Below are 25719 nucleotides of genomic sequence, written 5' to 3' on the forward strand. Positions count from 1 at the left end.
GTGGAAGGAAGCGGCGGGCTCTTTGCGGCAGCTTCCGCGCCGGACGCGCCGGGCTTGAGGAAAACTCGATTCGGCGCCTTGCCGAGCAGGCCGAAGGCCCGAATTTGGGGCCTCAAATCGGGCCCGCACCGGGGAAATCCGGGAAAACCCTTTAAAAGTCGAAGCCGATCCAGAATTTCAGGACATAGGAGCCGAGTCCGCTGAACTTGTAGGGCTTGGAGAAGTCCGGCCACTGCAATTGCTTGACCCATTCGATATGCAGCGGGAAGCCGAAGAGGAAGGCCTCCAGGCCGTATCCGAACGAGCCCAGGGCCTGGGCCACGCGGTAGTACGGGATGTCCCCTTCCGTGTAGGTCTCGTCGTAAATATAGAACTCGGCCGGATAGCCGGGGTAGCGCGAGCGAGAGACGTCGAAGAAGACGACGCCGCGGATGGGGCCGATGTTGCCGAGGATGGTCTGGGCGACGCCGATGAGGGGGAAGCGGAATTCCGCGTTGCCGATCCAGTACTCGGTCGCGGTCAGGCTGTAATAGTAGGCCGACCGGACCTCGTTGTTGCCGCCGAAATAGAACAGGAACGGATCGCGGCCCCAGCAGGCATGGCCCTGCAGGCGCAGCGCCAGCAGGATGTCCGAACCGAAGTCAAGATACTTGCGGATGTCGCCGGAGACGGTGGTGTTGCGGATGAGCTTCTCGGCCAGCGGCAAAGCCTGGCTGACCGAGAATCGGAAAGTGTATCCCGAGGCCGGACCGTAGGCCTGGAAGCGCGTCGTCTCGCCGGTCAGCGACAGGCTGGCCGAGGCGATGGTCCCGTTGATGAAGCCGAACCCGGAGGCGTTGGAATAGAGACCGATGCTGTACGTGTCCATCATCTCTTCTTCATAGTGGAAGAAGCCGAGGCCCGCTTCGGCCCGAACATAGAGGCTGAACGGATAGTAAACAAGGAACTGGGCCCCCGTGATGCGCCGCACCGCGGTCGCGTCGGCATAGGTGACGTACTGCCACAGCGAGGGGTCGTAATAGTACATATTGGGGTAATAGTAGTAGCTGTACTGGAAGACGCTGAACGCGCTCTGGAGGCGGCCGGTCTGGTTGAGATAGGTGGCGGCCATCGAGCGGAACTCGCGGACCTGGTAGGCGGAGACCGAGAACTGGTGGTTGCCCATGATGTCCGAAAAGCCGATGGTGGCGCCGCCGTAGATGGAGCCGTCCGTCGAGACGACGGCCGCGACCGGCGGGCGCGACGTGACATACAAACGGCCGATGCCGCTGTGCGGCTCGATCTTGGCGGCGTCGATCGTGAAATTCAGGGCCGGGGCGAACCGCTCGAACGGCGCGCCGGCCGCGACCGGGGCGAAGGTCACGGTGCTTTCCACGGCTCCGGCCGCCTCGGCCTTGAAGAGCTGGAAGGCGCCTTTATTGAAGGAGGCGAAGATCATCCGGCCGGGCTCGGAGGGGAGGGGGGCCGGGAAGAAGTTGCCGGTCCGGACGTCGGTGTGGCGCCGGATCTCCCCCGTCGTCAGGCTCAGCGAGTAGACGTTGAAGGCCCCGCGCGCGTCGCCGGCGAAAAAGACGGTCTGGCCGTCGGGCGAAAAGCTGGGGCAGACCGTGTTGTCGCGGCCGAACGTCAGCTGGGTCTTCGTCGCCAGATCGGTGAGCGGCGAGAGGAAGAGCTTGTCCACCGTCCCCGTCCGGATGCTGTAGACGAGCGTGCGCCCGTCCGGCGAGATGGCCGGCGCTTTCTCGTAGAGCGGATCGTTGGTCAGCGGGGTCAGGGCTCCCGTCTCGAGATCGAGCCGGAAGAGGTCGTGGATGCCCTTATGGAAGGCGGCGAAGATGAGCGACTTGCCGTCCGGGAGGAAGCGGGGGCCGGCCGGCTGGTCGACCGTGAGCCGGATGGTCTTCAGGGTCTGGCCCGTGACTGGGGAGATGAGGAACAAGCTGTGCCGGCGGCCGTCCCGGGCGAAGAAGGCGATCCGGTCTCCCTCCGGGGACCAGGCCAGGGCCGGGCCGTTGGTGGGATCGATGTCGTATTTGATGTATTCGTAGTCGGTCGTGTAGCCCTTGGTGATGTTCTTCAGGACGCGCCCGTCCTTGGCCGACAGCAGGACGATGTCCATATCCGAGGCTTGGGCGTTGTAGGTGATGGTGGCCACCAGGTCGCCCGACGGCGATAAGGCCTGGGAAAAGGCGAAGTAGTAGGGGTTCATCGGGAATTCGGGGCCCAACGGGACGCTGTAGTCCTCCGGATTCTCGCGGGTGAAGTAGTCCTTGAACCGGGCCCGCAGATAGCGCTTGAACTCCTGACCGAACAGGCGGGCGGAAAGCCGGAAAGCTCTTTGGAATGGATCCCGCCGGCTGAGCAGGGCGCCGCCCTTGAGGGATTGCCACAGATCGCGGATGGCCCCTGAGCCGTATTTTTCGACCAGGAACTCGTAGATGGCATGCCCGAAGTCGTAGGCCGGATCGCGCGGCAGCGGGTAGCGCTGGACCAGGTCGCCGGCTTCGTTGAGCTCCGGGATGCGGTCGTTGAGCACGGCGTCGCGAAGAATCAAGGTGGACCAGGACGACCAACGGTCGGTGGTGTATTCGGACAAGCCCTCGAAGGTCCATAGCGGCGGCTGGGAGAGGGCCGTGAGCGCCCCGCCCTGGTTGCCCCAGAGGATGTCGAACTCGAAGACGTGAGTCAGCTCGTGGGTGATGAGCTCCTGCAGCTCGTTGAGAGGCATGTCGCCGTGAATGCCGATCCGGAACAGGACCGGCTCGGAGACTCCCAGAACCCCTTCCGAGATCTGGAACACGTTGGACTGTTCGAAGTCGGTCACCGTGGTGTAGTAGAGAAGCGGCACGGGGTCCGACAGCTGGTGCTTGAGGTCGGCGCTGACCTTGCGATAGGCGCTCTCGGCCGTATCGACGACGTTCTTCAGCAACCCCGGTTCATCGGCGTAGAAGAAGACCTTGAAATGCTCGGTGGCGTAAGATTTCCAGGCGAACTTCTCGTAGTTGATCTTGTTTTTCCCGTAATAAGGGAAATACATGAACTGCGCGGCGGCGGGGACGGCCAGGAGGAGAAGCCCGGCCAGGGCGAGGAGGGCGGAGGCGCGCCGGATCATGAGGGGCTCCTTATCTCAACAGGAGGTACCGGTCTTGAGCCCGCTCGGCCCCGAAAAGGGCGCGGAACAAGCGGGGCTGGATCCGGCCCATGAGATCGTAGAGGGCGAACTCGGCCGTCTGGCGGGCATTGTCGGTGGATACGGCGTCCTTGTATTCCTTGCGGAAGACGACCGCTCCCGAGACGGGATCGATCAGGGCCAAATCGAGCGTCACGGCAAACGACTTCTGCTCCGACCAGGGACTGATCGGCTTGAAGGGGCCTTCGTCGATCTCCCGCCGCTCGCCGTCCATCAGGGCTTTTCGTGCTTCCTGGCTGAAGGCCGCCTTGCCCGTCAGGATGAGGGTCCGGTCCGGCCCCGCGGCCGCCCCCTTCCAGAAGTCCCGCGACTCGAGCGCGGCGGCGGAAGGCCAAGCGATGGGCTTCTCCGTGACGGCGGCGTGGAGACGAGGCTTAAGCGCGTCGCGGAAATATTCGATCAGGGCCTTGTTGAGGTCGAGGCCCTTGACTTCTTTTTCAGTGAAAAAGCCGGTCAGCACGACCGACTTGACGGCGCTCCAATTCAGGGCGGGCTCGCCCGGGACCTCCAGATTCACTTTGGCGGTCCGTTCGGTCGAACAGGCCGCCAGGCCGAGGGCCAGAAGGACGAGGCCGAGGCTATTTTTTCGCATCGGGGGCCTTCTTTGGTTCCGCCGTAGCGGCCGGGGGCTGGATATTTTCTTTACATTTCTGCAGATTGGATTTTACATAGGAATCGTTGGGGGCGATTTTGAGGGCGGCTTCGTATTCGGCCAGGGCTTCCTTGAACAACCCCTTCTTTTCGTAGGCCACGGCCAGGTTGTTGAGGGCCGCGACGGACCGGGGGTTGGCCTGGAGGGCCTTCTTCCAGCGGAAGATGGCCTCGTCCCAAAGGTTGTTTTGGGACGCCCAGACCCCGAATTGGAGCTGGTCGGAGGGGCGTAGGGGAGTTGGGACCGAGGCGCAGGCGGCGAGGAGCAGGGCGGCCGCAAGGGCCGCGGCGAATCTCATTTTCATGCCGTTCGTCCTTGGTTCAATTAGAACGCTTTTCCCGGCCATCGTCAAGGATAGGGGTATGTGCAACTTCTATGCCAATAAGAGGGGGCTCAGGGGATGCCCCCCGAAACACGCTCCATTCCCCAGCGCGGAATGTTCGCTCCGATTTCCTCCCTCGCGCCCCCGCCTCATCGGCTCCTTGATCCGATTCGGCAGGGACCATGCGCGCTCGGTCGTCAACGGGTTTCGGCGGGGCATCCCCTTCGCCCCTAATTCTTGATTTTTTCTGCCCGATAAGATGCAAGTCAAGCGGATAAGGTTTCTATGAGGGGGTGGCAGGCTGTGGGCCGTTAGATGGAAAACCCGATGATGGGTCCCCCGTCAGGGGAGCCCCTTCGTCCCCTAGTTTTTATAATTTGATCTTTACCCAATTTCGGGAAGACCAGGCGGTTTGGGGTATCGGCCAACGGCGAAACCGCGAGGGCGACGCCTTTTTCCATAGCTCTCTGAGGGAAGCCAATCCTCGCGGGGACTTTCGAAGCGACGTCCCTTCGAGGACTGCGAAGCGCTGCGGGCGCCGAGGGATGTTTGAGCACGCAACCATCATTGGCAACGAGACTGAGTGGGAGGTCGTGCAAGACCGAGAGATCGAGTATGCGGAGTTCCGCCCTCGCGGAGACTATCGAAGCGACGTCCCTACGAGGACTGCGAAGCGCTGGAGGCGCCGAGCGGATTGGCCGGGACGATCAATGCGCCGTCGATATTGTTCGGATCAAGAATTTCGGGAAATCCGATCACGGCGCATAGCACCGTTGCCCCCAACGGTGACCCTGAACCGCCCTTCCCGGAATTGGGCGAAGAGCCTTTCAATTCTCGCCTTCGCGATCAATTTGGAAGGCAAACGGAAAAGGCTTCCCTGCGCAAGGAAGTCCCATTATAATGGCCCCGAATCGAAGCAGGAGAATACTCATGGGTCAATGGCTGGAAGGGAAGCCCGTCGCGGACAAGATCCGGGAGCAGGTCAAGGCCGAAGTCGCCGCGGCCCGTGAGGCCTCGGGGAAAGTGCCAGGCCTCGTCGGCGTGCTGGTCGGCGACAACCCGGCCTCGCAAAGCTACCTGCGGATGAAGGAGAAAGCCTGCCAAAACTTGGGGCTCTTCGGTCAGATCCAGTATCTGCCGGCCGGTATCTCGCGGCTCGACCTGAAAGCCCGCATCGAAGGCCTCAACGCCGACGACCGGGTGGACGGCATCCTCGTCCAGCTCCCCCTGCCCAAGGGCTATGATACCCAAGAAGTCATCTCTTGGATCGATCCGGGCAAGGACGTGGACGGCATCCACCCGATCAGCCTGGGACTGCTCCTGCAGAACCAGCCCTGCTTGAGCGCCTGCACGCCGCGCGGCTGCCTGGAGCTCATCCGTTCGACCGGGACGGCCATCGAGGGCAAGGACGTCGTCGTCATCGGCCGCAGCCTGATCGTCGGCAAGCCCCTTTCGGTCATGATCACAAACGAGAACGGGACGGTCACCATCTGCCACAGCAAGACCAAGGACCTGCCCGGCGTTTGCGCTCGGGCCGACATTCTCGTCGCCGCGATGGGCAAGCCCGGCTTCGTCGGCCCGGAGTTTGTCAAGGAGGGCGCGGTCGTCATCGATGTGGGCAGCAACGCGATCGGCGACAAGGCCCTGGTCCGGCGATTGTTCGGCGAGGATCCCAGGCGCGAGAAGGAGATCGACGACAAGGGCTATACTTGGGTCGGCGACGTCCAGCCGCGGGTCATCGACAAAGCAGCCTGGCTGACCCCCTCCCCCGGCGGCGTCGGGCCCCTGACCATCGCCATGCTGATGCGGAACACCTTGGACGCCTTCAAGCGCCGGCATAAGCTGTGACCGGAAAAAAGTTGCGGCCGGATAGCCGTCTATGGTATAAAGAGGCTCCCTTTCCCTAATAAAAGAGAGAACGATCATGCCGAAATTATGCGAAATCTGCGGTAAAGGCCCCGTCTTCGGGCACAGCGTCAGCCATTCTCACAAGGCTTCGGCCAAGAAATGGAGCCCGAACCTTCAGCATGTGAAGGCCAAGACCGATTCCGGCAACCGTCAGATCTGGGTCTGCACCCGCTGCCTGAGGTCCGGAAAGGTCCAGAAAGCCGTCTAATCCTGATCTTCTCTTTCAGACCCGCTCCACCGACTGCACATCCGGTATGCCGGATATCGCCTTTTCGATGGACTGCAGCTCCTGGATGTCGCGGATTCGGAGGGCGACCCGGATTCTGGCTTTGCGATCCGGCGTCGTTTCCACTTCGGCCTTGGTGATATCTCCGCCGAGGGCCGATATGGCCGCGGTGATCTTGGCCAACAACCCGTGTGCATCAATGGACCGGATGACCAGACCAGCCTTGTAATGGTCCTGGGCCACTGCTCCCCAAGCCACTTCGACGACACGCTCGGGGGCCAGGGTTTCCTTGGTCACCAGAGCGCAGCGCCTGGCGTGGATCGTGATGCCTTTGCCGGACGTGATGTAGCCGATGATCGGCTCCCCCTTGACCGGCGAACAGCAGCGGGCCAACCGCATGAGGGAGTGGGCTCGGTCCATGACTTGGATTTCGGGCTCGGCCGGTAAGGCCGGTTTGCGCCGCAGATTCGCCCCTGCGGGGAGCAGGCGCTCCAACAGCTTGCGATTGACGACGAATCTTCCCCGTCCGACCATGGCCAAGAAGGAGTCGAACGATCCGGTCTCGATCCGGAGCGCTTTCCGCAGCCCCGGGAGCAGCGCCTCGCCCGCCGGAAACGCCGCCGGCAGGTCGTATTTGCGGAGCTCTTTGTCCCACAGCTTGCGGCCCAAGACGACCGCCTTGCCCTGTTCCAATTGGTTGAGCCGCCGCTTGATCTGCTGACGGGCGGCGGACGTGACGGCCATGTTCAGCCAGGTCCGGGTCGGGCCTTTGTCCGGCCCGGTCTGGATCTCCACGATGTCGCCCGTCCGCAGCAGGGTCTTCAGCGGCGCGGGTTTGCCGTTGATGCGTGCGGAGGCGGCGTGAAGCCCGATCTCGGTGTGGACGCGGAAGGCGAAATCGAGGGCCGAGGCGCCCGCGGGCAGAGCCTCGACCCGGCCCTTGGGCGTCAGGACATAAACCTCCTCCGGGATGAGGTTGATCTTGAGACTCTCCATGAACTCGCGCGGGTTCTTTTGGTCCCGGAACAGCTCGGCCATCTCCCGCAGCCAAAGGAGGCGCTTGTCCTCTTTGGGCGCGGCTGGGGAATCCCCCTCCTTATACCGCCAATGGGCGGCGATGCCGTTCTCGGCCAGGTCATGCATCTCCCGGGTTCGGATCTGGATCTCGAAGCTCAGCTTGTCGGCGGTGATGATGGTCGTATGCAGGGCCTGGTAGAGATTGGGCTTGGGCATGGCGATGAAATCGCGGAAGCGCTGCGGCAGGTGGGTCCAGTTTTGGTGGATGATGCCCAGCGCGGCGTAGCAGGACTTGACCGAATCGGTGATGATGCGCAGGGCCAGGAAGTCGAAGACCTGCGGGAAGTCGATGTGCTTGTCCTGCATCTTGCGGTGGATGCTGTAGGGCCGCTTGATGCGCGAGACGATCTCGGCCGGAATGCGGTTTTCCTTCATCAGCCGCTCGAGAGTCCGCCGCACTTTGCGGAGCTCGGCTTCGGCCGTCTTCCGCCGGGGATCGATCAGGGCCGCCATCCGGAAGTAGGCCTCGGGCTCGACATACCGAAAGGCCAGATCCTCGAGCTCGGCCTTGATCCGGCCCATGCCGAGGCGGTTGGCGATCGGAGCATAGATCTCGAGGGTTTCGGCCGCGATCCGCTTTTGGGCCGGCTCGGCCAGGAACTTGAGCGTCTGGAGGTTGTGGAGGCGGTCGGCCAGCTTGATGAAAATGACTCGCAGGTCGTCGGTCATGGCCAGGATGATTTTGCGGATCGTCTCGGCCCGGCGGATCTCGGCCGGGACATCCTCGACCCGGCCGATCTTGGTGACGCCCTCGACCAGCGCCGCGACGTCCTTGCCGAACGTCGCCCGCAGCTCGTCCGCAGTCACGTCGGTGTCTTCCAGCACGTCGTGCAGGAGCCCGGCCGCCAGGGTGGTGCGGTCCAGCCCCATTTCGGCCAACTGGTTGGCGACTTCGAGGGGATGGCTTAAATAAGGCTCGCCCGACCGGCGGACCTGACCTTTATGGGCTCGGGCCGAGAAGACATAGGCCTTCTGCAGGAAGAGGATATCCTTCTCGCTCAAGCGGGAGGAGACCCGGTCCAGGATGTCGTCGAAACGGATCATCGGCCGGCGGCCCGTTCCCGCGCCAGGACCCATGCGACGGCCTCCCCGATGCCGTCCGCGATGTGGGCCGGCACGACCCCAAGCCCGGCCAGCCGGGATTCGCTGTCGCGGCCGTAGCCCGTCCGGACCAGGATCGGCGTCACCCCCGCGGCCAGTCCGAAGCGGACGTCCTCGACCTTGTCGCCGATCATGAAGGATCCGGCCAAGTCGAGGTCGAGCTCGCGAGCGGCCCGCCGGGCCATGCCCGGGGCCGGCTTGCGGCAGTCGCAGGCCGTCTTGTAAGCCCCCAGCCCGGCTTGCTCGTGATGGGGACAGTAATAGATCGCGTCGACGGGCGCGCCGCCCGCCGCGAGGGCCTCGGCCAGGCGGGCGTGGAGCCGTTCCAGGGTGGCCTCGTCCAGGTAGCCGCGGCCGATGCCGCTTTGGTTGGTCACCACGACAACCTTGAACCCGGCCGCGCGGGCGGCGCGGATGGCGGTGAAGCTCGCCGGGTAGATCGTGATCTGGGAAAAATCGCGGGGATAACCGGTCTCCACGTTGATCGTTCCGTCGCGGTCGAGGAAAACGGCCCGGTGGCTCATGGCGGGGTTATCCCTGGAGAAAGGCCAGGCCGGCCCGGTACGCCTCTTCGGCCGTGATCGCCGTCATGCAGCGATGGTCGAAGGGGCAGGATCGGTAGAGGCAGGGGCCGCAGGGCGCGTCCTTCTTGAGCACGGCGGCCGGGGCGTGAAACGGCGCCGTCGCTCTCGGCTCGGTCGGGCCGAAGATCGCGACCACCGGGACGCGAAGAGCGTTGGCCATGTGCATGGGTCCCGTGTCGTTGGTCACGAAGAGAGCGGCTTCGCCGATGAGGGCCAACAAGCCGCGCAGCGTCGTGCGGCCGGCCAGGTCGATCGGCGGCTCGTCGAGCGAAGCGGCGATCTCGGCCGTCAGGGCAGCCTCGTCGGCCGAACCGGTCAGAAGGATGCGGGCGTTCCGGTCGCGGACGAAGAGGCCGGCCAGGGCCGCGTACCGCTCCGCCGGCCAGCGCTTGGCCGGCCCGTAGGCGGCGCCCGGGTTGAGGATGATGAGGGGCCGGCCGTCGTCGGCTCCCAGCTCGCGGAGCCGCGTCTTGGCCGCCTGCTTCTCCGCCGGCGAAAGACTGAACCGGAGCTCGGGCTCGATCGTCGGGAGGCCCAGCTTCCGCAGGAGATCGAGGTAATAATAGATCTGATGGCGCGGCTCGGCCTGGGGATCGGGCGGCTTGACGCCACGGGTCAGGAGCAAGCCCCGGCCGTCTCTCCGGTATCCCCAGCGCTCGGGGATGCCGGCTTGCCGGAACTGGAGAGCCGAGCCGAAGGAATTGGTGAATAGAAGGCCGAGGTCGAAGGCTTCGGCCCGGAGCGCTTCGGCGGCGGCCACGAGCTCGCCGCGGGTCTTGGCGCCGTTGAGGGCCAGAACGCGGGGACCGCCCGCCTCCGTCCCGAACAGATCGCGCACTCCGGCGCCGGCCGCGACCGCAATATCGGCGCCCGGAAAATGGGCCGCCAAGCTGTCCAAGGCGGGGCGAGCGAGGATGGCATCGCCGACCCAGTTGGGGATGCGGACGACGATTTTCATAGGGCTTTCGGGCCGGACCTCAATCCGAGGTTTTTTTGGCCGGCGTCTTTGTTTCGGGCTTGCTCTCGGAGGTCTTGGCCGCGAATTCGCCCTTTTCGGCGGGCTTGGCCGATCGATCGGGGTTCGTCGAGGCGGCGGCGGAGCCCGTCTCGGCATTTTTCTCCGACTTAGCCTCGGACTTGGCTTCGGGCTTGGCCTCGACGTCCGCCTTGGCTTTTCTCTCCTCCGAGGGAGAGTGCTTCTTGGCGTAATCGGTGATATAGAAGCCGTTGCCCTTGAACTGGATGGCCGGGGAGGAGATGAGCTTGGTCAGGGACCCGCCGCATTGGGGGCATTTCTTGCAGGGCGGATCGGAGAGCTTTTGCAGCTTCTCGAGCCGGTGGCCGCAAGCGCCGCATTTATACTCGTAGATGGGCATAGCCGATTCCTTCGCGCAACTATCAGAGAACCCATATTATAGCAGAATTCTAAGGATTTTGGGGGAGCGTTACTCTCGGAAGACGATCGCCTCGAACACCTCGATGACAGCCCCCTTCTTCCAGGCGTCGGCCGGCAGCCCAGCTTTGAGGCAGGTCTGGCCCAGGAATTCCTCCCGTCCCCAGTGATATTCGGCGGCCACCTGGGGTAGGAGCAGGCCGCGGCGCCCGTCGCGGGACATGATTAGGCCGTGCTTCCCCACTTCGACCAGCTTGGGGTCGTCGATCCGGCGGGCCGGAGTCAGGACTGAGATCTCGATCTTCAGATCCTTGACCTCGCGGGCCGCGACCCGCGGGAAGCGGGGGTCTTCCGTGGCCGCGTAGACGGCGCACTGCCGGACGGCCTGGGCCAGCGGCATAACGGCCTCGATGTAGCCGATGCAGCCTCGAAGCGCCCCGTTCTTCGTCAGGGTGACGAAAGCCCCACGCGGCTCGGCGTAGAGCGGGCTCGCGGTCGGCAGGGACGGGAGCGAACCGTCGCGCAGGAACGATTCCAAGGTCCGGCGGGCCAGGGCCAGAAGCTCTTTTTTCTGCTCGTCCGTCAAGGAAGCCGCTTGCTCCCCTTCCTTGGCCGAGCGTCCCGACACGGCCGCTCCCTCTTTGCCGGCCTGATCCGCGCCAGCGGGCGGGACCGAAATCGCGGCCGCGAAATACCCGACGACGCGGTCGTCGGGGCCTCCGCCCTCGGTTGAGTCGGCGCGGGCGAGGATGTCGACGGTCGGCGACCCCAGGCGTTCGGCGTAATAGAGCGCCGTCAGAACGCCCGCTCCGCCGCAGAGTATATTCTCCCCTCTCTCGACCAGGCGCAGGAGGGCGGATGTTTGGCGGCTGCGGACCAGATCGATCGTCGCGGCGTCCTCGGCAGCGGCTTTCTTTTTGTTCAGAAAATGGGACATATCGGTGGAGGCGACGACTAGGATCCTGCGGGACTTGGCCAGCCCGGCCAGGGCCGAGGCCAGCGTCCGCATCGTTGCTTCATCGGGCCGACCCAGGACGATGGGCACAATCCGGGCCTTCGGCAAGACCCGCTGGATGAACGGCACTTGGACCTCGACCGAGTGCTCCTCGGCATGGGCTTCAGGGACGAACCGGAATCCGGTAGCCTTGGCCAGGGCGGCGGCGGCCTCGGCATCCACTGCGGCCGAGCCAAGCGGTGTTTCGAAAGCGCCGTCGGGCCAGATCGAGGCGCCCCGGAAGTCGACTCGATGCGTCGGCCCGAGGATGACCACCGTTTCGAAGTCTGCGCTTTGGACGAGCTTGTAGCCGAGGGCGGCAATGCGGCCGGAATAGACATAGCCGGCATGGGGCACGATAAGGGCCCGGATCGGGCCGGCCGGGTGGGCCGGGGCGGCGGCGGCCAGGAAGCCGTCGATCTGCCGTCCCAGGCGCTCGCCGTCGGCGTCATAGAACTGGCCCGCCCAGACGGGCTTGCGGACGCCTTGGGCCAAGGCGAATCCGGCTACGAGAAATAGAACGGTCAGCAGCAGCAGTAGGACTCTCATGGGGTAGTTCTCCGGCTTCAATATAGAAGCCGCCGAGCTAAAAATCAAACCGACTTTTTATTGTTGGGGTTCTTTCTTAAAGCGATGTTTTGCCTTTAAACGAAGCCTTCCACAAAGGCGCCGGCGATGGGGGTGAGCGCTTATGCGGAAATATCGCCGCGTGTTCTCGTTTTTCGCGGGTATCCCGCTCGGAAAGAAGCGGGACGGCGAGGATGTCTGAGCGGGCTGTACAAACACCGTTAGATCAATGCGGAACGCGAGTTCCGAGCCGCCGAGAAAAGCGAGACGCCACGGCGCAAATATTTACGCATAGCGAACCCCCATCGCCGGAGCCCCTCCTAGTTGACTTTTTTGCGCCATCGGCTACAATAATCGCGGGTAGTTCTGATGAAAGACTTTTTTCGAATCCTCTTTACCGCAATGGTCGTGACCTCGGCCTTTGTCATCGGATTCCAGATCGGCCGGGATAAGGAACGCCGCAAGATCCCGGAGTTTCAGGAAGACTGACGGCCTTGGCCCATCCGGCCCCGCGGCCGCCTTCCCTTTTCTCTTCTTCCCGCCTATAATAAACCCGCTCGATGCCCTGGGCTAAAGCCCGGGGTATTTGCAGGGTTAATACTGAGCGGCGCTTATGACCCCGATTTGAAAATCGGGGTTCTAGCGCCGCGAATGTATAATTAGGCTCCGGTGCGCCCTGCAGGGCCGCCCGGGCCGCGAGGAATAATCATGAACATCGGGACTTACGGTATATTAATCGTTTTCGGGGTCTTCATCCTTCTGCTCATCCGCAACCCCAATATGGCCTGTTTCGGGAAGAAGCTCAAATCCCCCTTCTACCCGATCCTGCGGCGCAAGCGCATGCAGCGCGAGGCCGAGGCCGTGCGCCTGGAGAAGCGCAAGCGGATCCAGACCAGCGATTACGGGTTCAAGCTGGATGAGCCCGGCGCGCCCCGGGCCGACGTCTCTCCCGAAGCCAAAGCCAAAGCCGAGGACTACGGCTTCAAGCTCGATTGACGGCGCGCCGCAGCAAGAGGAACCGACCGGTGAAAGGCCGATTCGCAATTGGCGCGGCAGTCGTTCTCCTGGCCGTTGCCTGCCGCCCGGGCCGTCTCTCGCTGGCCCCCCTTCCCGAACGAATCGAGTCCATCCAGGGATCCGCTTCGATCCGCTACTCCCGCGGCGGCGCGTCGGCCCGGGCCAAGATGGTCTTTCTGCTCGTCCCGCCGGAGCGGGCCGGCCTGGAAGCCCTTGACCCCCTGAGCCGGACGATCTTCTCGGTGGTCGTCGAGGGCGAAGAAGCCACCCTCGTTGTCCCGGCCCGAAAAGCCTATTGGACCGGAGCCAGGGCCGACGTGCTTGAGGCTGGGCTGGGATTTCCGTTGAGCGTCGCCGAAATGGTCGGCCTGCTGAGCGGCCGCTGGCCGGACGGTCCGGACGGAGCCGGGAGTCCCGCCGGCTGGACCTTGACGCGCGATGCGCAAGGCTGCGTCATCGCGGGCAGCCGGAACGGTTTCGATTTCCGTGTGGACGAGCTATTCCCTCGCTCGGCCGTCCCGCGCAAGCTCGGCTTCCGGGCCGCGACCAGTTCGGGGTCGCTGACCGTGCTCGGCCTGACCGCGAACGAGGCGGGCGCCGCTGCGGCCCGCCGGCCGTCCCTCCCTCCTTCATTTGTCCGCTTGACGAAGCTCGAGATGGAGAGGCTGCTTCGCGATGAGGATTAAATCCTTCGCCAAGATCAACCTCGGCTTGGAGGTTGTGCGCCGCCGGCCCGACGGCTATCACGATATAAGGACCCTGTTTCAATGGGTCGGCCTGCATGATGTCCTGGAGATCGAGGAGATCCCCGGGCCCGAGGTGCGGATCGCGGGCGATGATCCCGAAGTCCCCTGGGACGAGACGAACCTGATCGTCAAGGCGGCCCGTCTCCTGCAGCATCGGACCGGAGCCGCGCGGGGGGCCGCGATCCGGGTCGAGAAGCGGATTCCGGCCGGCCGGGGGCTGGCCGGCGGCAGCAGCGACGCGGCCATGACGCTTCTCGGACTCAATCGCCTTTGGGAGCTGGGCCTCGAGCCCGGCGAGCTGGCCGGGTTGGGCCGTGAGCTCGGAGCGGATGTGCCGTTCTTCTTCACCGGGGGGCTGTGCCTGGGCGAGGGCATCGGCGACGTGCTGACGCCCTTGGTCGAGCTCGAGCTCCGCTTCCTCGTTCTAGCGATCCCCGATTTCCCCGTCCCGACCCCTCTCATCTACCGCGCTCTCGAGCCCCCCGCCCCGTCATTGACTTCGAGGCCTGAAAACAGTAGAATAAGCCGCTTTTTCGAGACCGGAGAGATCGCCTCTCTCGAGAACGAACTCGAGGGGACGATCTTTCGCTTTTATCCTCAGCTCCAAGAGATAAAGCGGTTTTTCCAGGCCCGGGGCGCCGAATTGTCCCTGGTGACGGGATCGGGCTCGGCGGTGTACGGAGTGTTCCGCGACCGGAGCGCGGCCGGCGATTGCCTGGCCGCGGCTTCCGGGCCGAGCCGTTTTGTCCTTCTGGAAACCGTGACCCGGGAGCAAGGCTGGCCGGACATCGAGGCTGGGGTGTCGCCAAGTGGTAAGGCAGCGGGCTTTGGACCCGCCATTCGGGGGTTCGAATCCTCCCGCCCCAGAACCAGGCGATAAGTGCTGAATTCGACGATAAAGGAAGGACCATGAAGATCTTTGCCGGGAGCTCCAACCTCCCCCTGGCGCAGGAGATCGCCCAGTACGGCAAGAAGTTCCTGGGCAACAGCGTCCTGGAGCGCTTCAGCGACGGCGAGATCCACTACTACATCGACGAGAACGTGCGCGGCGAAGACATCTTCATCATCCAGAGCGGCTGCCATCCGGCCAACGCCCACATGATGGAGCTGTTTCTGATGATCGACGCCTTCAAGCGGGCCTCGGCCGAGCGGATCACGGCGGTCATGCCGTATTACGCCTACGCCCGCCAGGATTGGAAGGACCGACCCCGGGTGCCCATCTCGGCCCGGTTGATGGCCGACCTGCTGGAAGCGGCCGGCGCCGACCGCCTGCTGGCCATGGACCTGCACTCGCCCCAGATTCAGGGTTTCTTTTCCATCCCCGTGGACAACCTGACCAGCGTCCCCGTCCTGACCCGGCATCTGCTCAGCCTGGGGCTGGGCGAGCTGACCGTCGTCTCCCCCGATGCCGGCGGCGTGGGCCGGGCCAAGCATTTCGCCAAGAAGCTGGGGGCCAAGCTGGCCATCATCGACAAGCGCCGTCCCCGCCCCAACGTGGCCGAGGTGTTCAACGTCATCGGCGACGTCACGGACCAGAATTGCGTCATCTACGACGACATGGTCGACACCGCCGGGACCCTGGTCCTGGGGGCCGAAGCCCTGGTCAAGTCGGGGGCTAAGCGGGTCTTGGCCTGCGCCACCCACCCCGTCCTCTCGGGCCCGGCCGTCGAGCGGCTGATGGCCTCGCCCATCGAGCAGCTGATCGTCACCAACACCATCCCCCTCAACGAAGCCAGCAAGGGCTGTCCCAAGATACGGACCCTGTCGGTGGCCGAGCTCTTCGGCGAAGCCATCCGGCGGATCAACGAGCGCAGCTCCGTGAGCTCACTGTTCGACTAAGGAGAAAAATCCATGAGCCTGGTCATCCCCAGCGAAAAACGCGACGCTTTCGGCAAGAACGCGTCTTACCGCATCCGGCAGTCCGGCAAGCTTCCCGCCATCCTCTACGGTGCGGGGGTTGCCAGCCTGCCGCTCGTCCTGAGCAAGAAGGACGTCATCCAGATCCTCAAGTCCGAGCTGGGCTTGAACACCCTGTTCCGGATCGCCGTGGGGACCGAGGAGCGGGACGTCATGATCAAGGACGTTCAGATCGACTCGACCACGGACGAGGTTCTGCATGCCGATCTGATCCAGATCGCCATGGACAAGATCATCCGGGTCCAGGTCCCGATCGAGCTCGTCGGCGAGGCCTTCGGCGTCAAGACCGAGGGCGGGTTCATCGACTTCATGACCCGCGAGTTGACCGTCGAGTGTCTGCCGGCCCTTATCCCCGAGCATCTCGCCGTCGACGTCTCGGAGCTTCACATCCACCAGTCGCTCAAGGCGTCCGAGGTGGCCCTGCCCGAAGGCATCAAGCTCATCACCGAGCCGGGCGTGGTCATCGCCCTGGTCCAGGTGCCGCACGAGGAGAAAGTGGAGGCCCCTGTGGTCGAAGAGGGTGTCGAAGGTGCGGAGGCCGCCGCGGCCGAGCCCGAGGTCATCAAGAAGGAACGGGCCGAGAAGGGCAAGGAAGAGGAGAAGGGGTGACCTTTGTGGGCCGTCGTGGGCCTGGGGAATCCGGGCCGTCGCTACGCGGAGACGCGGCATAATGCCGGCTTTCTGCTGGTCAAGCGGGCGGCCGAGGAGTGGGACGTGCGCCTGAAGAAGAACCGCTTTCTGGCCAAGACCGGCGAGGGCCGGCGCGGCGGCGAGCGGGTCTTGCTGGCCCTGCCCCAGACCTTCATGAACGACAGCGGCCAGTCGGCCCAGGCCATCGTCTGCGGCGGACCGGTCGCTCCGGACCGCCTGCTGGTGGCCTACGACGACGTCGACATCCCGCTCGGCCAGATCCGGGTCCGCCGCGAAGGCAGCCCCGGGACGCACAAGGGTATGGCCTCCGTCACGGCCTGCCTGGGCACGACCGGGTTTCCCCGGCTGCGGCTGGGCATCGGGCCGGCTCCGGCCGGCGCCGACATCGTCCGCTTCGTCCTGGCGCCCTTTCGCAAGGACGAGCGGAAAGCGTTCGACGAAGCCCTGGACCGGGCCGTGGAGGCTCTCGACCTGGTCCTGGCCGGGAATATCGACAAGGCCATGAACGATTATAATTGAATGCACGAGGGGACCTAAAAATCCCCCTCCTTGTCCTCACCGTAAGAGTGAGGGCTGCTAAACCATAAGGAGAACGCGATGAGACAGTACGAGACGGGGTTCCTCCTCTCCCCCCAATTGACCGAAGAGGAGGCCGAGGCCATCGTCACCCAGATGGCCGACGTCATCGCCCAGCGTCAGGGCAAGATGGCCAAGGTGGACAAGTGGGGCAAGCGCCGGACGGCCTATGCCCTGGGCAAGTTCCACGACGCCTACTACTTCTTCTTCCACTACGAGGGCGGCCCCGACATCCCGGCCGAGCTGGCCCGGCGGTTCCGCCAGATGGACACGGTTCTGCGCTACCTGACCCTGATCAAGGAGACGCAGCAGAACATGCGCCGCAAGAAGAAGCCCCACAGCAAGCCCAAGCCGGGCGAAGCCCCGGCCCCGGACGCCGCCGCCGAGGCCCCGGCGGACAAGAAACGCGAGGAGGCGTAAGATGGCTGAATCCAGCGGACCCCGAGATCGCCGCGACGAGCGGCCCGACCGCCAGGAGCGCGGCGGCTACAAGAAGTTCTTCCCCCCCAAGAAAAAGTTCTGCCGGTTCTGTCAGCGGAACGTCAAGTTCATCGACTACAAATCGGCTGATATCCTGAAGAAGTACATCCCCGACCGCGGCAAGATCTCCCCCCGGCGTGTCACCGGGACCTGCTCCTTCCACCAGCGCAAGCTGGCCGAGGCCATCAAGCGGGCCCGCCACCTGGCGCTGCTGCCCTACGTCGAGAGCTGAGGGAGAGCCCCATGAAGGTCATCCTGAAGCAGGACGTGGAGAACGTCGGCCACAAGGGCGACATCTTGAATGTCGCCGCCGGCTACGGCCGCAATTACCTGATCCCCCGCAAGCTGGCTCTGGAGGTCACCGCCTCCAACCTGAAGATGATCGACATCGAGAAGGCTTCGCTGAAGAAGAAAGTCGAGGTCGAGCGCTCGAGCTTCCAGGACCTGATCAAGAAGCTCAACCAAGTGACCCTGACCTTCGCCCGGAAGGCCGGCGAAAAGGACCACATTTTCGGATCGGTCAGTGCGTCCGACCTCAAGGACGCCCTGGACAAGCTGGGCTTCGACATCGACAAGAAGAAGATCGTCCTCGACGAGCCGCTCAAACGGCTGGGCAACTACGCCGTCCCGATCAAGATCTACCACGACGATCGGGCCGAGATCAAAGTCCAAGTCGTCAAGGAAGAGGAAGAGGCGCCGGCAGGCTCTGCCGTCGCCCCGATGAGCCCCAATCGACCGGCGAAGACGGTCGAAGAGGGCGAATCCGCGACCGAGCCGGCCGCCAAGCCCGAGCCGGTCGAAAAGCCGGAAACCGAAGTCTAAGACATCAGTCCCCATCGCCATCGCCGCCAACGGCGATGGCGATGGCGGCGGGGCTTTCATCTCCGCATGGACGGAAGGAGGGGCGCGTGGAACTCGACCTGATGTTCTTGAAGAAGACGCCGCCCCACAGCCCCGAAGCCGAGCGGACGGTCCTGGGCGCCATCCTGGTGGCCAACGAAAACCTGAACGTCGTCCTATCGATCATCAGCCTCGACGATTTCTATAAAGACGCCCACAAAAAGATCCTGGGCGCCATCATCGTCCTGATCGAGAAACACGTTGGGGTGGAGCTGCTCAGCCTGAACGAGGAGCTTCGCCGGGCCGGCCTCCTGGACGAGGTCGGCGGGGCGGCCTACATCGGCTCGCTCGTGGACGGCGTCCCGCGCAGCCTCAACGTCGAATACTACGCCCGGGTCATCAAGGAAAAGGCCGTCCTCCGCCGGCTCATCTTCGCCTCGGCCCGCATCATCCAGGCCGGCTACGAGGAGAAGATGGACCCCGACGACCTCCTGGGCGAGGCCCAGGCGGCCATCATTGACGCTTCCGAGCAGCGGATCAAGCAGGGCTTCATCCCGCTTCGCGAAATCGCCGAGCCGGCCCTCAAGATCATCGAGGAGCACCGCGGCAAAAACAACGCCGTGACCGGGGTGCCGACCGGATTTCCCGACTTGGACCGGTTGACCCTGGGCTTTCAGCCGTCCGAGATGATCATCGTCGCGGCCCGGCCCTCCATGGGCAAGACCGCTCTGTGCCTGAACATCTCTCAGCACGTCGGACTGAAGACCAACTACGCGGTCGGTTTCTTCTCCATGGAAATGTCCAAGGAATCCCTGGCCATGCGCATGCTCTGCGCCGACGCGGAGGTGGACATCCGGGAGGCCCGCTCCGGATTCGTCAACGACGTCGAGATGGAGCGCCTGCGGCTGAGCGCCGAGTCGCTGTCGCGGGCCCGCATCTACATCGACGAGACGCCCGGCCTGTCGCTGACCGAGATGAAGGCCAAGGCGCGCCGACTGAAGCTGGAGCATCATCTGGACATCGTTTTCCTGGACTACATCCAGCTGATGCGGGCCGGCGACCGGTTCGAGAACCGCAACCAGGAGATGGCCAACATCTCCCGCTCCCTCAAGGAGCTGGCCAAGGAGCTGCACATCCCCGTCGTCGGCATCTCCCAGCTCAGCCGGGCCCCGGAGAAGGGCCGCAAGGAGCCCAAGCCCCAGCTCTCGGACCTGCGCGAGTCGGGCGCCCTGGAGCAGGACGCCGATGTGGTCATGTTCATCTACCGCAAGGAGCGGTATCTTTCCAAGGAGGACCGGCTCAAGGACGACACCTGGAAGGGAATCGCCGAGATCGACGTGGCCAAGCAGCGCAACGGCCCGACTGATTCGATCTACGTCGCCTTCCGCGACAAGTTCGCCAAGTTCGAGAGCACCGACCAGGCCGCCGTGCGGGCCCTCATCCAGAGGTCCCGGTCCGGCGACGAAGAGTGAGCCGTGGCCAAGCCCAAGGCCGTCTTCATCTGTCAGTCCTGCGGCGCCCAGACCCCCAAGTGGATGGGCCGTTGCCCGTCCTGCGGCGAATGGAACACCCTGGTCGAAGAGCTGGTCGAGAGCCCGGCCGTTGCCGAAGAAGCCGCTTTCGCCCCGGCCGAGCCGGTCGCCTACAAGGACATCAAAGCGGCCCGCAAGCCGCGGGTCCGGGTCGGGATGGAGGAGTTCAACAAGGTTCTGGGCGGCGGGGTCGTTATGGGATCGCTGGTGCTGATCGGCGGCGAGCCGGGGATCGGCAAGTCGACCCTCCTCCTGCAGATATCAGGCGACTTTGCCGGCCGGGGCGAGACCGTCCTCTACGTCTCCGGCGAGGAATCGCTGGAGCAGATCAAGCTGCGGGGCGACCGCCTGGGCGCGCCCGGCGACGCGCTCTTCCTCCTGGCCGAGACCGGCCTGGAGCGGATCCTGGCCCAGGCCGAGCGGCTGCGGCCGCAGGTCTTGGTGGTGGACTCGATCCAGACCGTCTATTCCTCCAAGCTCAGTTCCAGCCCCGGCACGATCAGCCAGGTCCGCGAGGTCGCCAACCAGGTCTTCCGGTACGCCAAGAGGAACGGCGTCGCCGCCTTCTTAATCGGGCATATCACGAAGGAAGGCGCCCTGGCCGGACCCAAGTCGCTCGAGCACATGGTCGACGTCGTCCTGCTGTTCGAGGGCGAGCGCGACCACAGCCACCGGGTCCTGCGGGCCCTCAAGAACCGCTTCGGCCCGGTCTCCGAGCTGGCCATCTTTGAGATGACCTCGGCCGGGCTGCAGCCCATCCCCAACCCTTCGGCCTTCTTCCTCAAGGAGCGTCCGGCCAACGAACCCGGCAGCGTCGTCGTCGCCACCATCAAGGGCTCGCGCCCGCTGCTGATCGAGGTGCAGTCGCTCGTTTCCTCGACCCTGTTCGCCGGCAACCCCCGCCGGATGTCGGTCGGGCTGGACCATTTCCGGACGGCCATGCTGTTGGCGGTGGTGGAGAAGAAGCTGGGCTACAGCTTCGCCGGCGAAGACATCTACCTCAACGTGGCCGGCGGTGTCACGATCGAGGAGCCGGCGGCCGATCTGGGGATCGTCCTGTCCGTCGTCTCCGGCCTCAAGAACCGCCCCGCCCCGCCCGGCTTGGCCGCGTTCGGCGAGGTCGGCCTGAGCGGCGAGGTCCGCTCCGTGGGCCAAGCCGCGGCCCGGGTCCGCGAAGCCGCCGCCCTGGGGTTCGATACGGTGATCCTGCCGCAGGGCAACCTCCCCGGCCTGGAAAAGGAAAGCCTGCCCGACGTCCGGCTGATCGGAGTCCCCTCCGTCCGCAAGGCCGTCGATCTCGTTTTGTAATATAATGGAGTCCGCACTCATCATCCTTGAAGAGGCCGGTCCATGGGCATCCTGATCTTCCGCTTGTTCATCCTTCTTTTAGCCGCGGCGGCGGGCTACTTCGTCCCCCCGTTCGGCCTCGCTCCGCGGCTGGCGGCCGCGGTCGGCCTCCTGCTGGCCGGGGTGATCATTTATCTCGAGACCCTCATCCGCAAGACGCCCTTTAAGATCATCTGGGGCTCGACCGTGGGGACTTTCGCCGGCGTCGCCCTGGGCTGGGGCTTGGGGACGGTGGCCGCCACTGTCGCGACGGACGCTTCCTCGGCCCGCTTCCTGCGGATTCTCTTTCTCCTGATCATGCCGTACATCGGATTTCTGACCGGGACGCGGAAGTCCGAATGGCTGGACCCGGCCTACCTCTTCCGCTTCTTCCGGGAAAAGAGCGTCGGCCGCGTCTACAAGATTCTGGACACCAGCGTCATCATCGACGGCCGCATCGCCGACCTTTGCGACACCGGGTTCATCGAGGGCACCCTGGTTGTGCCCCAGTTCGTGCTCAAGGAGCTCCAGCTTGTGGCCGACTCGGCCGATGGGCTCAAACGCCAGCGCGGCCGGCGCGGCCTAGACATCCTGGACCACCTCCAAAAGTCCAAGACCGTTTCGGTCATGATCACGGAGCTCGACTTCCCCGAAGTGCGCGACGTGGACTCCAAGCTGATCGAGCTGGCCAAGCAGATGGACGGCAAGATCGTGACCAACGATGTCAACCTGAACAAGGTGGCCCGGCTGCACGGCCTGGCCGTCCTCAATACCAACGAGCTGGCCAATTCCCTCAAGCCCGTCGTCCTGCCCGGCGAGCAAATGAGAGTTTTCCTGATCAAGGAAGGCAAGGAGAAGGACCAGGGCGTCGCCTACCTGGATGACGGGACGATGGTCGTGGTCGACAACTCCCGCCGCTGGATCGGCCAGACCATCGACATCACCGTCACTTCGGTCCTGCAAACCACGGTGGGCAAGATGATCTTCGGCCGCTACAACGAGGACCGCTGAGCATGAGCCGGGTCGCGGCCGTGATCGTCGCTGCCGGCGAAGGACGTCGCTTCGGCGGGCTCAAGCAGTTTGCGCCGCTGCGGGGCCGTCCGGTCCTGGATTGGAGCCTGGCCGCCTTCGATGCCAGCCCGCATGTCGACGCCGTCGTCCTCGTCCTGGGTGAGGCGGCCCAAGGGGCCAAGGACGCTTCCCGCTACGCCAAGGTCACCGCCGTCGTGCGCGGAGGGGAGCGCCGCCAGGATTCGGTGGCCAACGGAGTAGCCGCCCTCAAGCTCAAGGACGACGACATCGTCTTGATCCACGACGGGGCTCGGCCGCTCGTGACCCAGGACCTCATCGAACGGGTTCTGGAAGGCGCCCGGGCCTTCGGCGCCGCCGTGCCCGGACTTCCGCTCGAGGATACCGTCAAGGAAGTCGAATCCGGGCGCATCGTCCGCACGATCGAGCGCGACCGGCTGGTTCGGGTCCAGACGCCGCAGGGCTTTGCGGCAGGGCTGCTCCTGCGGGCTTTGGACGCGGCCCGGGAGGCCGGGGTCTCCGGCACGGACGAGGCGTCGCTGCTCGAACGGCTGGGCCTGCCGGTCATGATCGTCCCCGGCGATCTCCGCAACCTCAAGATCACGTCCCCGTTGGACCTGACCGCGGCGGAGGCCTTCCTTGGACGCTAGTTGTGCGTCCCGGAAATTCGTTGAGATGAATCTGAACTTGGAAGACGCACAACCGCTGGGGAGTATGAGGGGGGCGGCGAAGCCTCCCTCAGGGGGTCAGCGCAGCGCCGAGGGGGGAGCTTGTCTCCCCCCTGGAAGTGTCCCGTCTCCAGGGCGATCATGGGAGTTATCTTCATGAGACGGGACACTAGGATCGGGCTGGGATACGATTTACACCGACTGGTCAAAGGGCGCCCGCTCTTCTTAGGCGGCGTCGAGATCCCGCATGACCGGGGCTTGTTGGGGCATTCCGACGGCGACGCCCTCATCCACGCCGTCATCGACGCCCTGCTGGGGGCCGCGGGCCAAGGCGACATCGGGACGCTGTTTCCGGACACCGACGTGCGCTATAAAGGCGCCCGCAGCCTCGAGTTGCTGGATGCCGTCATGGCCGGGCTGAAGAAGCGCCGGTTGGCCGTCCGCCACGTGGACGTGGTGGTCGTGGCCGAGCGGCCGAAAATCGGACCACATGTCGCGGCCATCAAGGCCGCGCTCTGTCCGCGGCTCGGGATCCGGCCGGACCGGCTGGGGATCAAAGCCAAGACCAACGAGGCGACCGGGCTCATCGGTCGCGGCGGCGCCATCGCCTGCTGGGCCGTGGCGCTTCTATCCCCCGGCGGGCAAAAAAAATCCCCCAGGAAGATCTCATAGAGCCTTCCTGGGGGTTCTATCGGATGGGAATGGGGCGGGCCGAACGCGCGGTGTTTTGGTCTGGGTCTCGGTCCATCCTTGACAGGACCGCCGTTTCGATGACCACCCTCTCTTCCCGGCTCTCCGAACGATTCTTCAAAGACTTGCCTCGATCTTAGCCGCGGACGGTGATGAACACGGGCGGGGCTTCGATCTTTTGCAGGTAGTTGGCGATGATCTCGTTACCGGCCTGCTTGCCGATCTGCAGCATGCCTACGGACGGCGACGCGATCAGGCTGAACCCGATCAGGCTCAGCACCAGGGCCGCGGCGAAGATCCCGAGTTTCTGTATGGCTTTCATTGTTTTTCTCCTTATTTATCGTTTCCATTATTTAAGACGATGGATCTCGCAAAAAGGTTCCAATTATTTTTACGAGCGATCCGATAGGGAAAAGGGATCAGGGCTTCACCGCGCCGATTCCGGGCCTGAATTGACTTCGCGCGCAGTGGCGGAGTATGCTCCGGGCAGCCTTCGAGAAAGGAGCGTTTCCCCCATGAAAACTTCATTCCGCGCCGTCGCTTTCGGGGCCTTGTGCGGGCTCGTCCTGTTGTCCGCCGCCGGCCAGGACTTCCCGCGGGGCGGCTTCGAACCGAAGCCGACGAACGCCTACATCGTCGGCGGCGTCCGCCACGGGGCCAGCTTCTTCCCCAGGGCCAACTATGTCTTCGTCAAGCCCAAGACGCCGGGGACGATGGACTTTCTCCACTACCATACTTACGACGAGATCACGGCCTTCCTGCAGCAATGGGCCAAGGACTACCCGGGCTTGGTTGATCTCTACTCGGTCGGCAAAAGCTTCGAAGGGCGCGACATCTGGCAGATCACGATCACCAACAAGGCGACCGGCAAGGACACCGACAAGCCGGCCATGTTCGTCGAGGGCAACCGCCATTCGGGCGAAGTCACGGCGGCCGAGTCCGCCCTCTGGCTGGCCCACCACGTCCTGACCCAATACGGCAAGGACCCCGAAATCACCGCGCTGGTGGACACCCGGGCCCTCTATGTCAGGGTCAAAAACAACCCCGACGGATCCGAGCTCTACCTTCAGACGGCCCAGTCCCTGCGCAGCACCGTCAAGCCTTATGATGACGACCGCGACGGACTGCTGGACGAAGACCCGCCCGAGGACCTCGACGGCGATGGGTTCATCCTGCAGGTCCGCAAAAAGGTCGAGCCGGGCAAGGGCACGATGATCATCGATCCGGCCGACAAGAGCGGCCGGGCCATGATCCGGGCCACCGACGGCAAGGGTGACTATATCGTCCAGAGCGAGGGGATCGACAACGACGGCGACGGCCGGGTCAACGAAGACGGCATCGGCGGCCTGGACTTGCACCGCAACTATCCCGAGAACTGGCGGCCCATGCCCGGCCTGGACCTGACCGGCCGCGGCTGGACGCAGGGCGGGGCCGGGGACTACCCGCTGTCCGAGGTGGAGACGCGCTATGTCGTCCTATTCCTCCTCGAGCACCCCAATGTCTCGGTCGTTCAGACCATGGATACGAGCGTGCCGATGCTTCTGCACGGGCCGTCCACGAGCAAAATGGACGAGGCTATGTTCCCCGAGGATCTGAAGATCTATAAGTTCTTCGATCAGGAAGGCAAGAAGCTGACCGGCTACTCCCGGGCCGGCGACACCTACTTCGACTACTCCACCGGCGGCGAGCGCGGCGGCGGGATGGGCGGCCGGCCCGGCGCCGCGGCCGGCGAGGAGCCCGAGCCCCCTCGAGGGTCTCCCCTCTTCGGCCATTCGCCCGATTTCGGCTATCTCTATTACGGCGCCGTATGGTACGGCGACGAGCTTTGGAACGGAGGCCGTTTGCAGGATTACGACGGCGACGGCCGGGTCACGACCCTCGAACAGCTCCGGTTCATCGACGAAACGCTCGGCGGCCGCTATTTCAAGCCCTGGACCAAGTTCAACCATCCCGTTCTGGGCGAGGTCGAAATCGGCGGCTTCAACCCCAAGTTCTGGAGCCAGAACCCGCCCGTGGAGCTGCTCGAGGATTGGATCGTCAAGGAAGCCAAGTTCAACCTGTTTATGTACAAATCCCTGCCCCTGCTCAAGGTCATGGGGGGCGGGCTCAAGCCGCTCAAGAAAGAAAAGGACGTCTTCGAGCTGACCGTAACGGTGGCCAATCAGGGGTATCTGCCGACCGCCCTTAAGATGGCCGATCGGGTCAAGATCGTGCGGCCGGACAGCGTTGCCGT

25 protein-coding genes and 1 tRNA gene are annotated in these 25719 nt (G+C 64.3%); 17 read left to right on the forward strand and 9 right to left on the reverse strand.

Going from position 1 to position 25719, the window contains the following annotated elements; genetic code table 11:
* Window positions 1-151 precede the first annotated feature (151 nt).
* From NTZ26_04835 to NTZ26_04845, 3 genes are read right to left on the reverse strand one after another with little or no spacing between them, the layout of a single operon-like run.
* A complete protein-coding gene (locus NTZ26_04835; GenBank protein MCX6559821.1) occupies window positions 152-3112 on the reverse strand; it encodes a BamA/TamA family outer membrane protein in 2961 nt (986 codons plus the stop codon).
* Between the two features lie 10 nt (window positions 3113-3122).
* On the reverse strand, window positions 3123-3782 hold the full coding sequence (locus NTZ26_04840) for a hypothetical protein (GenBank protein ID MCX6559822.1): 660 nt from the start codon (window positions 3780-3782) through the stop codon (window positions 3123-3125).
* A complete protein-coding gene (locus tag NTZ26_04845) occupies window positions 3769-4146 on the reverse strand; it encodes a tetratricopeptide repeat protein (GenBank protein ID MCX6559823.1) in 378 nt (125 codons plus the stop codon). The genes NTZ26_04840 and NTZ26_04845 overlap by 14 nt, the downstream gene beginning before the upstream one ends.
* A 948-nt stretch (window positions 4147-5094) precedes the next feature.
* Here NTZ26_04845 and NTZ26_04850 point away from each other — a divergent pair.
* Together NTZ26_04850 and rpmB are read left to right on the forward strand one after the other, a co-directional pair.
* The gene (locus tag NTZ26_04850) at window positions 5095-6012 is read left to right on the forward strand and encodes a bifunctional 5,10-methylenetetrahydrofolate dehydrogenase/5,10-methenyltetrahydrofolate cyclohydrolase (protein MCX6559824.1); all 918 of its coding nucleotides are present in this window, start codon (window positions 5095-5097) and stop codon (window positions 6010-6012) included.
* Window positions 6013-6088: 76 nt separating this feature from the next.
* A complete protein-coding gene (rpmB, locus tag NTZ26_04855; protein ID MCX6559825.1) occupies window positions 6089-6280 on the forward strand; it encodes a 50S ribosomal protein L28 in 192 nt (63 codons plus the stop codon).
* A 15-nt stretch (window positions 6281-6295) separates the two neighbouring features.
* Here rpmB and NTZ26_04860 read toward each other — a convergent pair whose 3' ends face one another.
* The 5 genes from NTZ26_04860 to amrB form a co-directional block, all read right to left on the reverse strand.
* Window positions 6296-8452, reverse strand: coding sequence for a bifunctional (p)ppGpp synthetase/guanosine-3',5'-bis(diphosphate) 3'-pyrophosphohydrolase (locus tag NTZ26_04860; protein MCX6559826.1), 2157 nt, complete (start codon window positions 8450-8452; stop codon window positions 6296-6298).
* Window positions 8416-9000, reverse strand: coding sequence for a D-glycero-beta-D-manno-heptose 1,7-bisphosphate 7-phosphatase (gene gmhB / locus NTZ26_04865; GenBank protein MCX6559827.1), 585 nt, complete (start codon window positions 8998-9000; stop codon window positions 8416-8418). The genes NTZ26_04860 and gmhB overlap by 37 nt, the downstream gene beginning before the upstream one ends.
* Window positions 9001-9007: 7 nt before the next feature.
* Window positions 9008-10018: a lipopolysaccharide heptosyltransferase II gene (gene waaF, locus NTZ26_04870; protein MCX6559828.1), complete on the reverse strand. Its 1011-nt coding sequence runs from the start codon at window positions 10016-10018 to the stop codon at window positions 9008-9010.
* 19 nt (window positions 10019-10037) lie between these two features.
* On the reverse strand, window positions 10038-10436 hold the full coding sequence (locus tag NTZ26_04875; protein MCX6559829.1) for a zinc ribbon domain-containing protein: 399 nt from the start codon (window positions 10434-10436) through the stop codon (window positions 10038-10040).
* 69 nt (window positions 10437-10505) lie between these two features.
* Window positions 10506-11996: an AmmeMemoRadiSam system protein B gene (gene amrB / locus NTZ26_04880; protein MCX6559830.1), complete on the reverse strand. Its 1491-nt coding sequence runs from the start codon at window positions 11994-11996 to the stop codon at window positions 10506-10508.
* Window positions 11997-12722: 726 nt separating this feature from the next.
* On the opposite strand from amrB, the gene NTZ26_04885 reads away from it, so the two are divergent.
* From NTZ26_04885 to ispF, 14 genes are all read left to right on the forward strand, one after another.
* Window positions 12723-13010, forward strand: coding sequence for a hypothetical protein (locus NTZ26_04885; GenBank protein MCX6559831.1), 288 nt, complete (start codon window positions 12723-12725; stop codon window positions 13008-13010).
* A 29-nt stretch (window positions 13011-13039) separates the two neighbouring features.
* Window positions 13040-13717, forward strand: a complete 678-nt coding sequence (locus NTZ26_04890) for a hypothetical protein (protein MCX6559832.1) — start codon at window positions 13040-13042, stop codon at window positions 13715-13717.
* 855 nt (window positions 13718-14572) lie between these two features.
* Window positions 14573-14644 (forward strand) — tRNA-Gln (locus NTZ26_04895).
* 42 nt (window positions 14645-14686) lie between these two features.
* Window positions 14687-15616, forward strand: coding sequence for a ribose-phosphate pyrophosphokinase (locus NTZ26_04900; protein MCX6559833.1), 930 nt, complete (start codon window positions 14687-14689; stop codon window positions 15614-15616).
* 12 nt (window positions 15617-15628) lie between these two features.
* The gene (locus tag NTZ26_04905) at window positions 15629-16303 is read left to right on the forward strand and encodes a 50S ribosomal protein L25 (protein ID MCX6559834.1); all 675 of its coding nucleotides are present in this window, start codon (window positions 15629-15631) and stop codon (window positions 16301-16303) included.
* 3 nt (window positions 16304-16306) lie between these two features.
* On the forward strand, window positions 16307-16864 hold the full coding sequence (pth, locus tag NTZ26_04910) for an aminoacyl-tRNA hydrolase (GenBank protein MCX6559835.1): 558 nt from the start codon (window positions 16307-16309) through the stop codon (window positions 16862-16864).
* Between the two features lie 78 nt (window positions 16865-16942).
* Window positions 16943-17341 (forward strand): 30S ribosomal protein S6, encoded by a 399-nt coding sequence (gene rpsF / locus NTZ26_04915; GenBank protein ID MCX6559836.1) that lies wholly within the window; start codon window positions 16943-16945, stop codon window positions 17339-17341.
* Between the two features lies 1 nt (window position 17342).
* A complete protein-coding gene (gene rpsR, locus NTZ26_04920; protein ID MCX6559837.1) occupies window positions 17343-17633 on the forward strand; it encodes a 30S ribosomal protein S18 in 291 nt (96 codons plus the stop codon).
* An 11-nt stretch (window positions 17634-17644) separates the two neighbouring features.
* Window positions 17645-18223, forward strand: coding sequence for a 50S ribosomal protein L9 (gene rplI / locus NTZ26_04925; GenBank protein ID MCX6559838.1), 579 nt, complete (start codon window positions 17645-17647; stop codon window positions 18221-18223).
* A gap of 86 nt (window positions 18224-18309) precedes the next feature.
* Window positions 18310-19713: a replicative DNA helicase gene (gene dnaB / locus NTZ26_04930; protein ID MCX6559839.1), complete on the forward strand. Its 1404-nt coding sequence runs from the start codon at window positions 18310-18312 to the stop codon at window positions 19711-19713.
* Between the two features lie 3 nt (window positions 19714-19716).
* Window positions 19717-21081 carry a DNA repair protein RadA gene (radA, locus tag NTZ26_04935; protein MCX6559840.1) on the forward strand — a complete coding sequence of 455 codons (1365 nt, stop codon included), beginning with the start codon at window positions 19717-19719 and terminating at the stop codon, window positions 21079-21081.
* 42 nt (window positions 21082-21123) lie between these two features.
* A complete protein-coding gene (locus NTZ26_04940) occupies window positions 21124-22110 on the forward strand; it encodes a TRAM domain-containing protein (GenBank protein MCX6559841.1) in 987 nt (328 codons plus the stop codon).
* A 2-nt stretch (window positions 22111-22112) separates the two neighbouring features.
* Complete coding sequence (ispD, locus tag NTZ26_04945; protein ID MCX6559842.1) at window positions 22113-22778, forward strand: 2-C-methyl-D-erythritol 4-phosphate cytidylyltransferase; 666 nt, start codon at window positions 22113-22115, stop codon at window positions 22776-22778.
* Between the two features lie 174 nt (window positions 22779-22952).
* Window positions 22953-23468 carry a 2-C-methyl-D-erythritol 2,4-cyclodiphosphate synthase gene (gene ispF, locus NTZ26_04950; protein MCX6559843.1) on the forward strand — a complete coding sequence of 172 codons (516 nt, stop codon included), beginning with the start codon at window positions 22953-22955 and terminating at the stop codon, window positions 23466-23468.
* Between the two features lie 154 nt (window positions 23469-23622).
* On the opposite strand, the gene NTZ26_04955 is transcribed toward ispF, so the two are convergent.
* Window positions 23623-23808, reverse strand: a complete 186-nt coding sequence (locus NTZ26_04955; protein ID MCX6559844.1) for a hypothetical protein — start codon at window positions 23806-23808, stop codon at window positions 23623-23625.
* A 193-nt stretch (window positions 23809-24001) separates the two neighbouring features.
* Between NTZ26_04955 and NTZ26_04960 the strand changes: the two genes are divergently transcribed.
* A partial coding sequence (locus tag NTZ26_04960) for a M14 family metallopeptidase (protein MCX6559845.1) occupies window positions 24002-25719 on the forward strand: 1718 nt, incomplete at its 3' end.

The organism is Candidatus Aminicenantes bacterium (genome assembly GCA_026393855.1).
Lineage (GTDB): Bacteria > Acidobacteriota > Aminicenantia > Aminicenantales > UBA4085 > UBA4085.

What these genes read in the sequence shown, in the direction of transcription:
- NTZ26_04850 (MCX6559824.1), top strand. Translation starts at nt 5,095, where the DNA reads ATGGGTCAATGGCTGGAAGGGAAGCCCGTCGCGGACAAGATCCGGGAG.
- rplI (MCX6559838.1), top strand. Translation starts at nt 17,645, where the DNA reads ATGAAGGTCATCCTGAAGCAGGACGTGGAGAACGTCGGCCACAAGGGC.
- NTZ26_04955 (MCX6559844.1), bottom strand. Translation starts at nt 23,808, where the DNA reads ATGAAAGCCATACAGAAACTCGGGATCTTCGCCGCGGCCCTGGTGCTG.
- ispF (MCX6559843.1), top strand. Translation starts at nt 22,953, where the DNA reads ATGAGACGGGACACTAGGATCGGGCTGGGATACGATTTACACCGACTG.
- rpsR (MCX6559837.1), top strand. Translation starts at nt 17,343, where the DNA reads ATGGCTGAATCCAGCGGACCCCGAGATCGCCGCGACGAGCGGCCCGAC.
- NTZ26_04905 (MCX6559834.1), top strand. Translation starts at nt 15,629, where the DNA reads ATGAGCCTGGTCATCCCCAGCGAAAAACGCGACGCTTTCGGCAAGAAC.
- NTZ26_04845 (MCX6559823.1), bottom strand. Translation starts at nt 4,146, where the DNA reads ATGAAAATGAGATTCGCCGCGGCCCTTGCGGCCGCCCTGCTCCTCGCC.
- rpsF (MCX6559836.1), top strand. Translation starts at nt 16,943, where the DNA reads ATGAGACAGTACGAGACGGGGTTCCTCCTCTCCCCCCAATTGACCGAA.
- gmhB (MCX6559827.1), bottom strand. Translation starts at nt 9,000, where the DNA reads ATGAGCCACCGGGCCGTTTTCCTCGACCGCGACGGAACGATCAACGTG.
- NTZ26_04940 (MCX6559841.1), top strand. Translation starts at nt 21,124, where the DNA reads ATGGGCATCCTGATCTTCCGCTTGTTCATCCTTCTTTTAGCCGCGGCG.
- NTZ26_04840 (MCX6559822.1), bottom strand. Translation starts at nt 3,782, where the DNA reads ATGCGAAAAAATAGCCTCGGCCTCGTCCTTCTGGCCCTCGGCCTGGCG.
- NTZ26_04885 (MCX6559831.1), top strand. Translation starts at nt 12,723, where the DNA reads ATGAACATCGGGACTTACGGTATATTAATCGTTTTCGGGGTCTTCATC.
- ispD (MCX6559842.1), top strand. Translation starts at nt 22,113, where the DNA reads ATGAGCCGGGTCGCGGCCGTGATCGTCGCTGCCGGCGAAGGACGTCGC.
- NTZ26_04835 (MCX6559821.1), bottom strand. Translation starts at nt 3,112, where the DNA reads ATGATCCGGCGCGCCTCCGCCCTCCTCGCCCTGGCCGGGCTTCTCCTC.
- NTZ26_04900 (MCX6559833.1), top strand. Translation starts at nt 14,687, where the DNA reads ATGAAGATCTTTGCCGGGAGCTCCAACCTCCCCCTGGCGCAGGAGATC.
- waaF (MCX6559828.1), bottom strand. Translation starts at nt 10,018, where the DNA reads ATGAAAATCGTCGTCCGCATCCCCAACTGGGTCGGCGATGCCATCCTC.
- NTZ26_04860 (MCX6559826.1), bottom strand. Translation starts at nt 8,452, where the DNA reads ATGGGTCCTGGCGCGGGAACGGGCCGCCGGCCGATGATCCGTTTCGAC.
- rpmB (MCX6559825.1), top strand. Translation starts at nt 6,089, where the DNA reads ATGCCGAAATTATGCGAAATCTGCGGTAAAGGCCCCGTCTTCGGGCAC.
- NTZ26_04875 (MCX6559829.1), bottom strand. Translation starts at nt 10,436, where the DNA reads ATGCCCATCTACGAGTATAAATGCGGCGCTTGCGGCCACCGGCTCGAG.
- amrB (MCX6559830.1), bottom strand. Translation starts at nt 11,996, where the DNA reads ATGAGAGTCCTACTGCTGCTGCTGACCGTTCTATTTCTCGTAGCCGGA.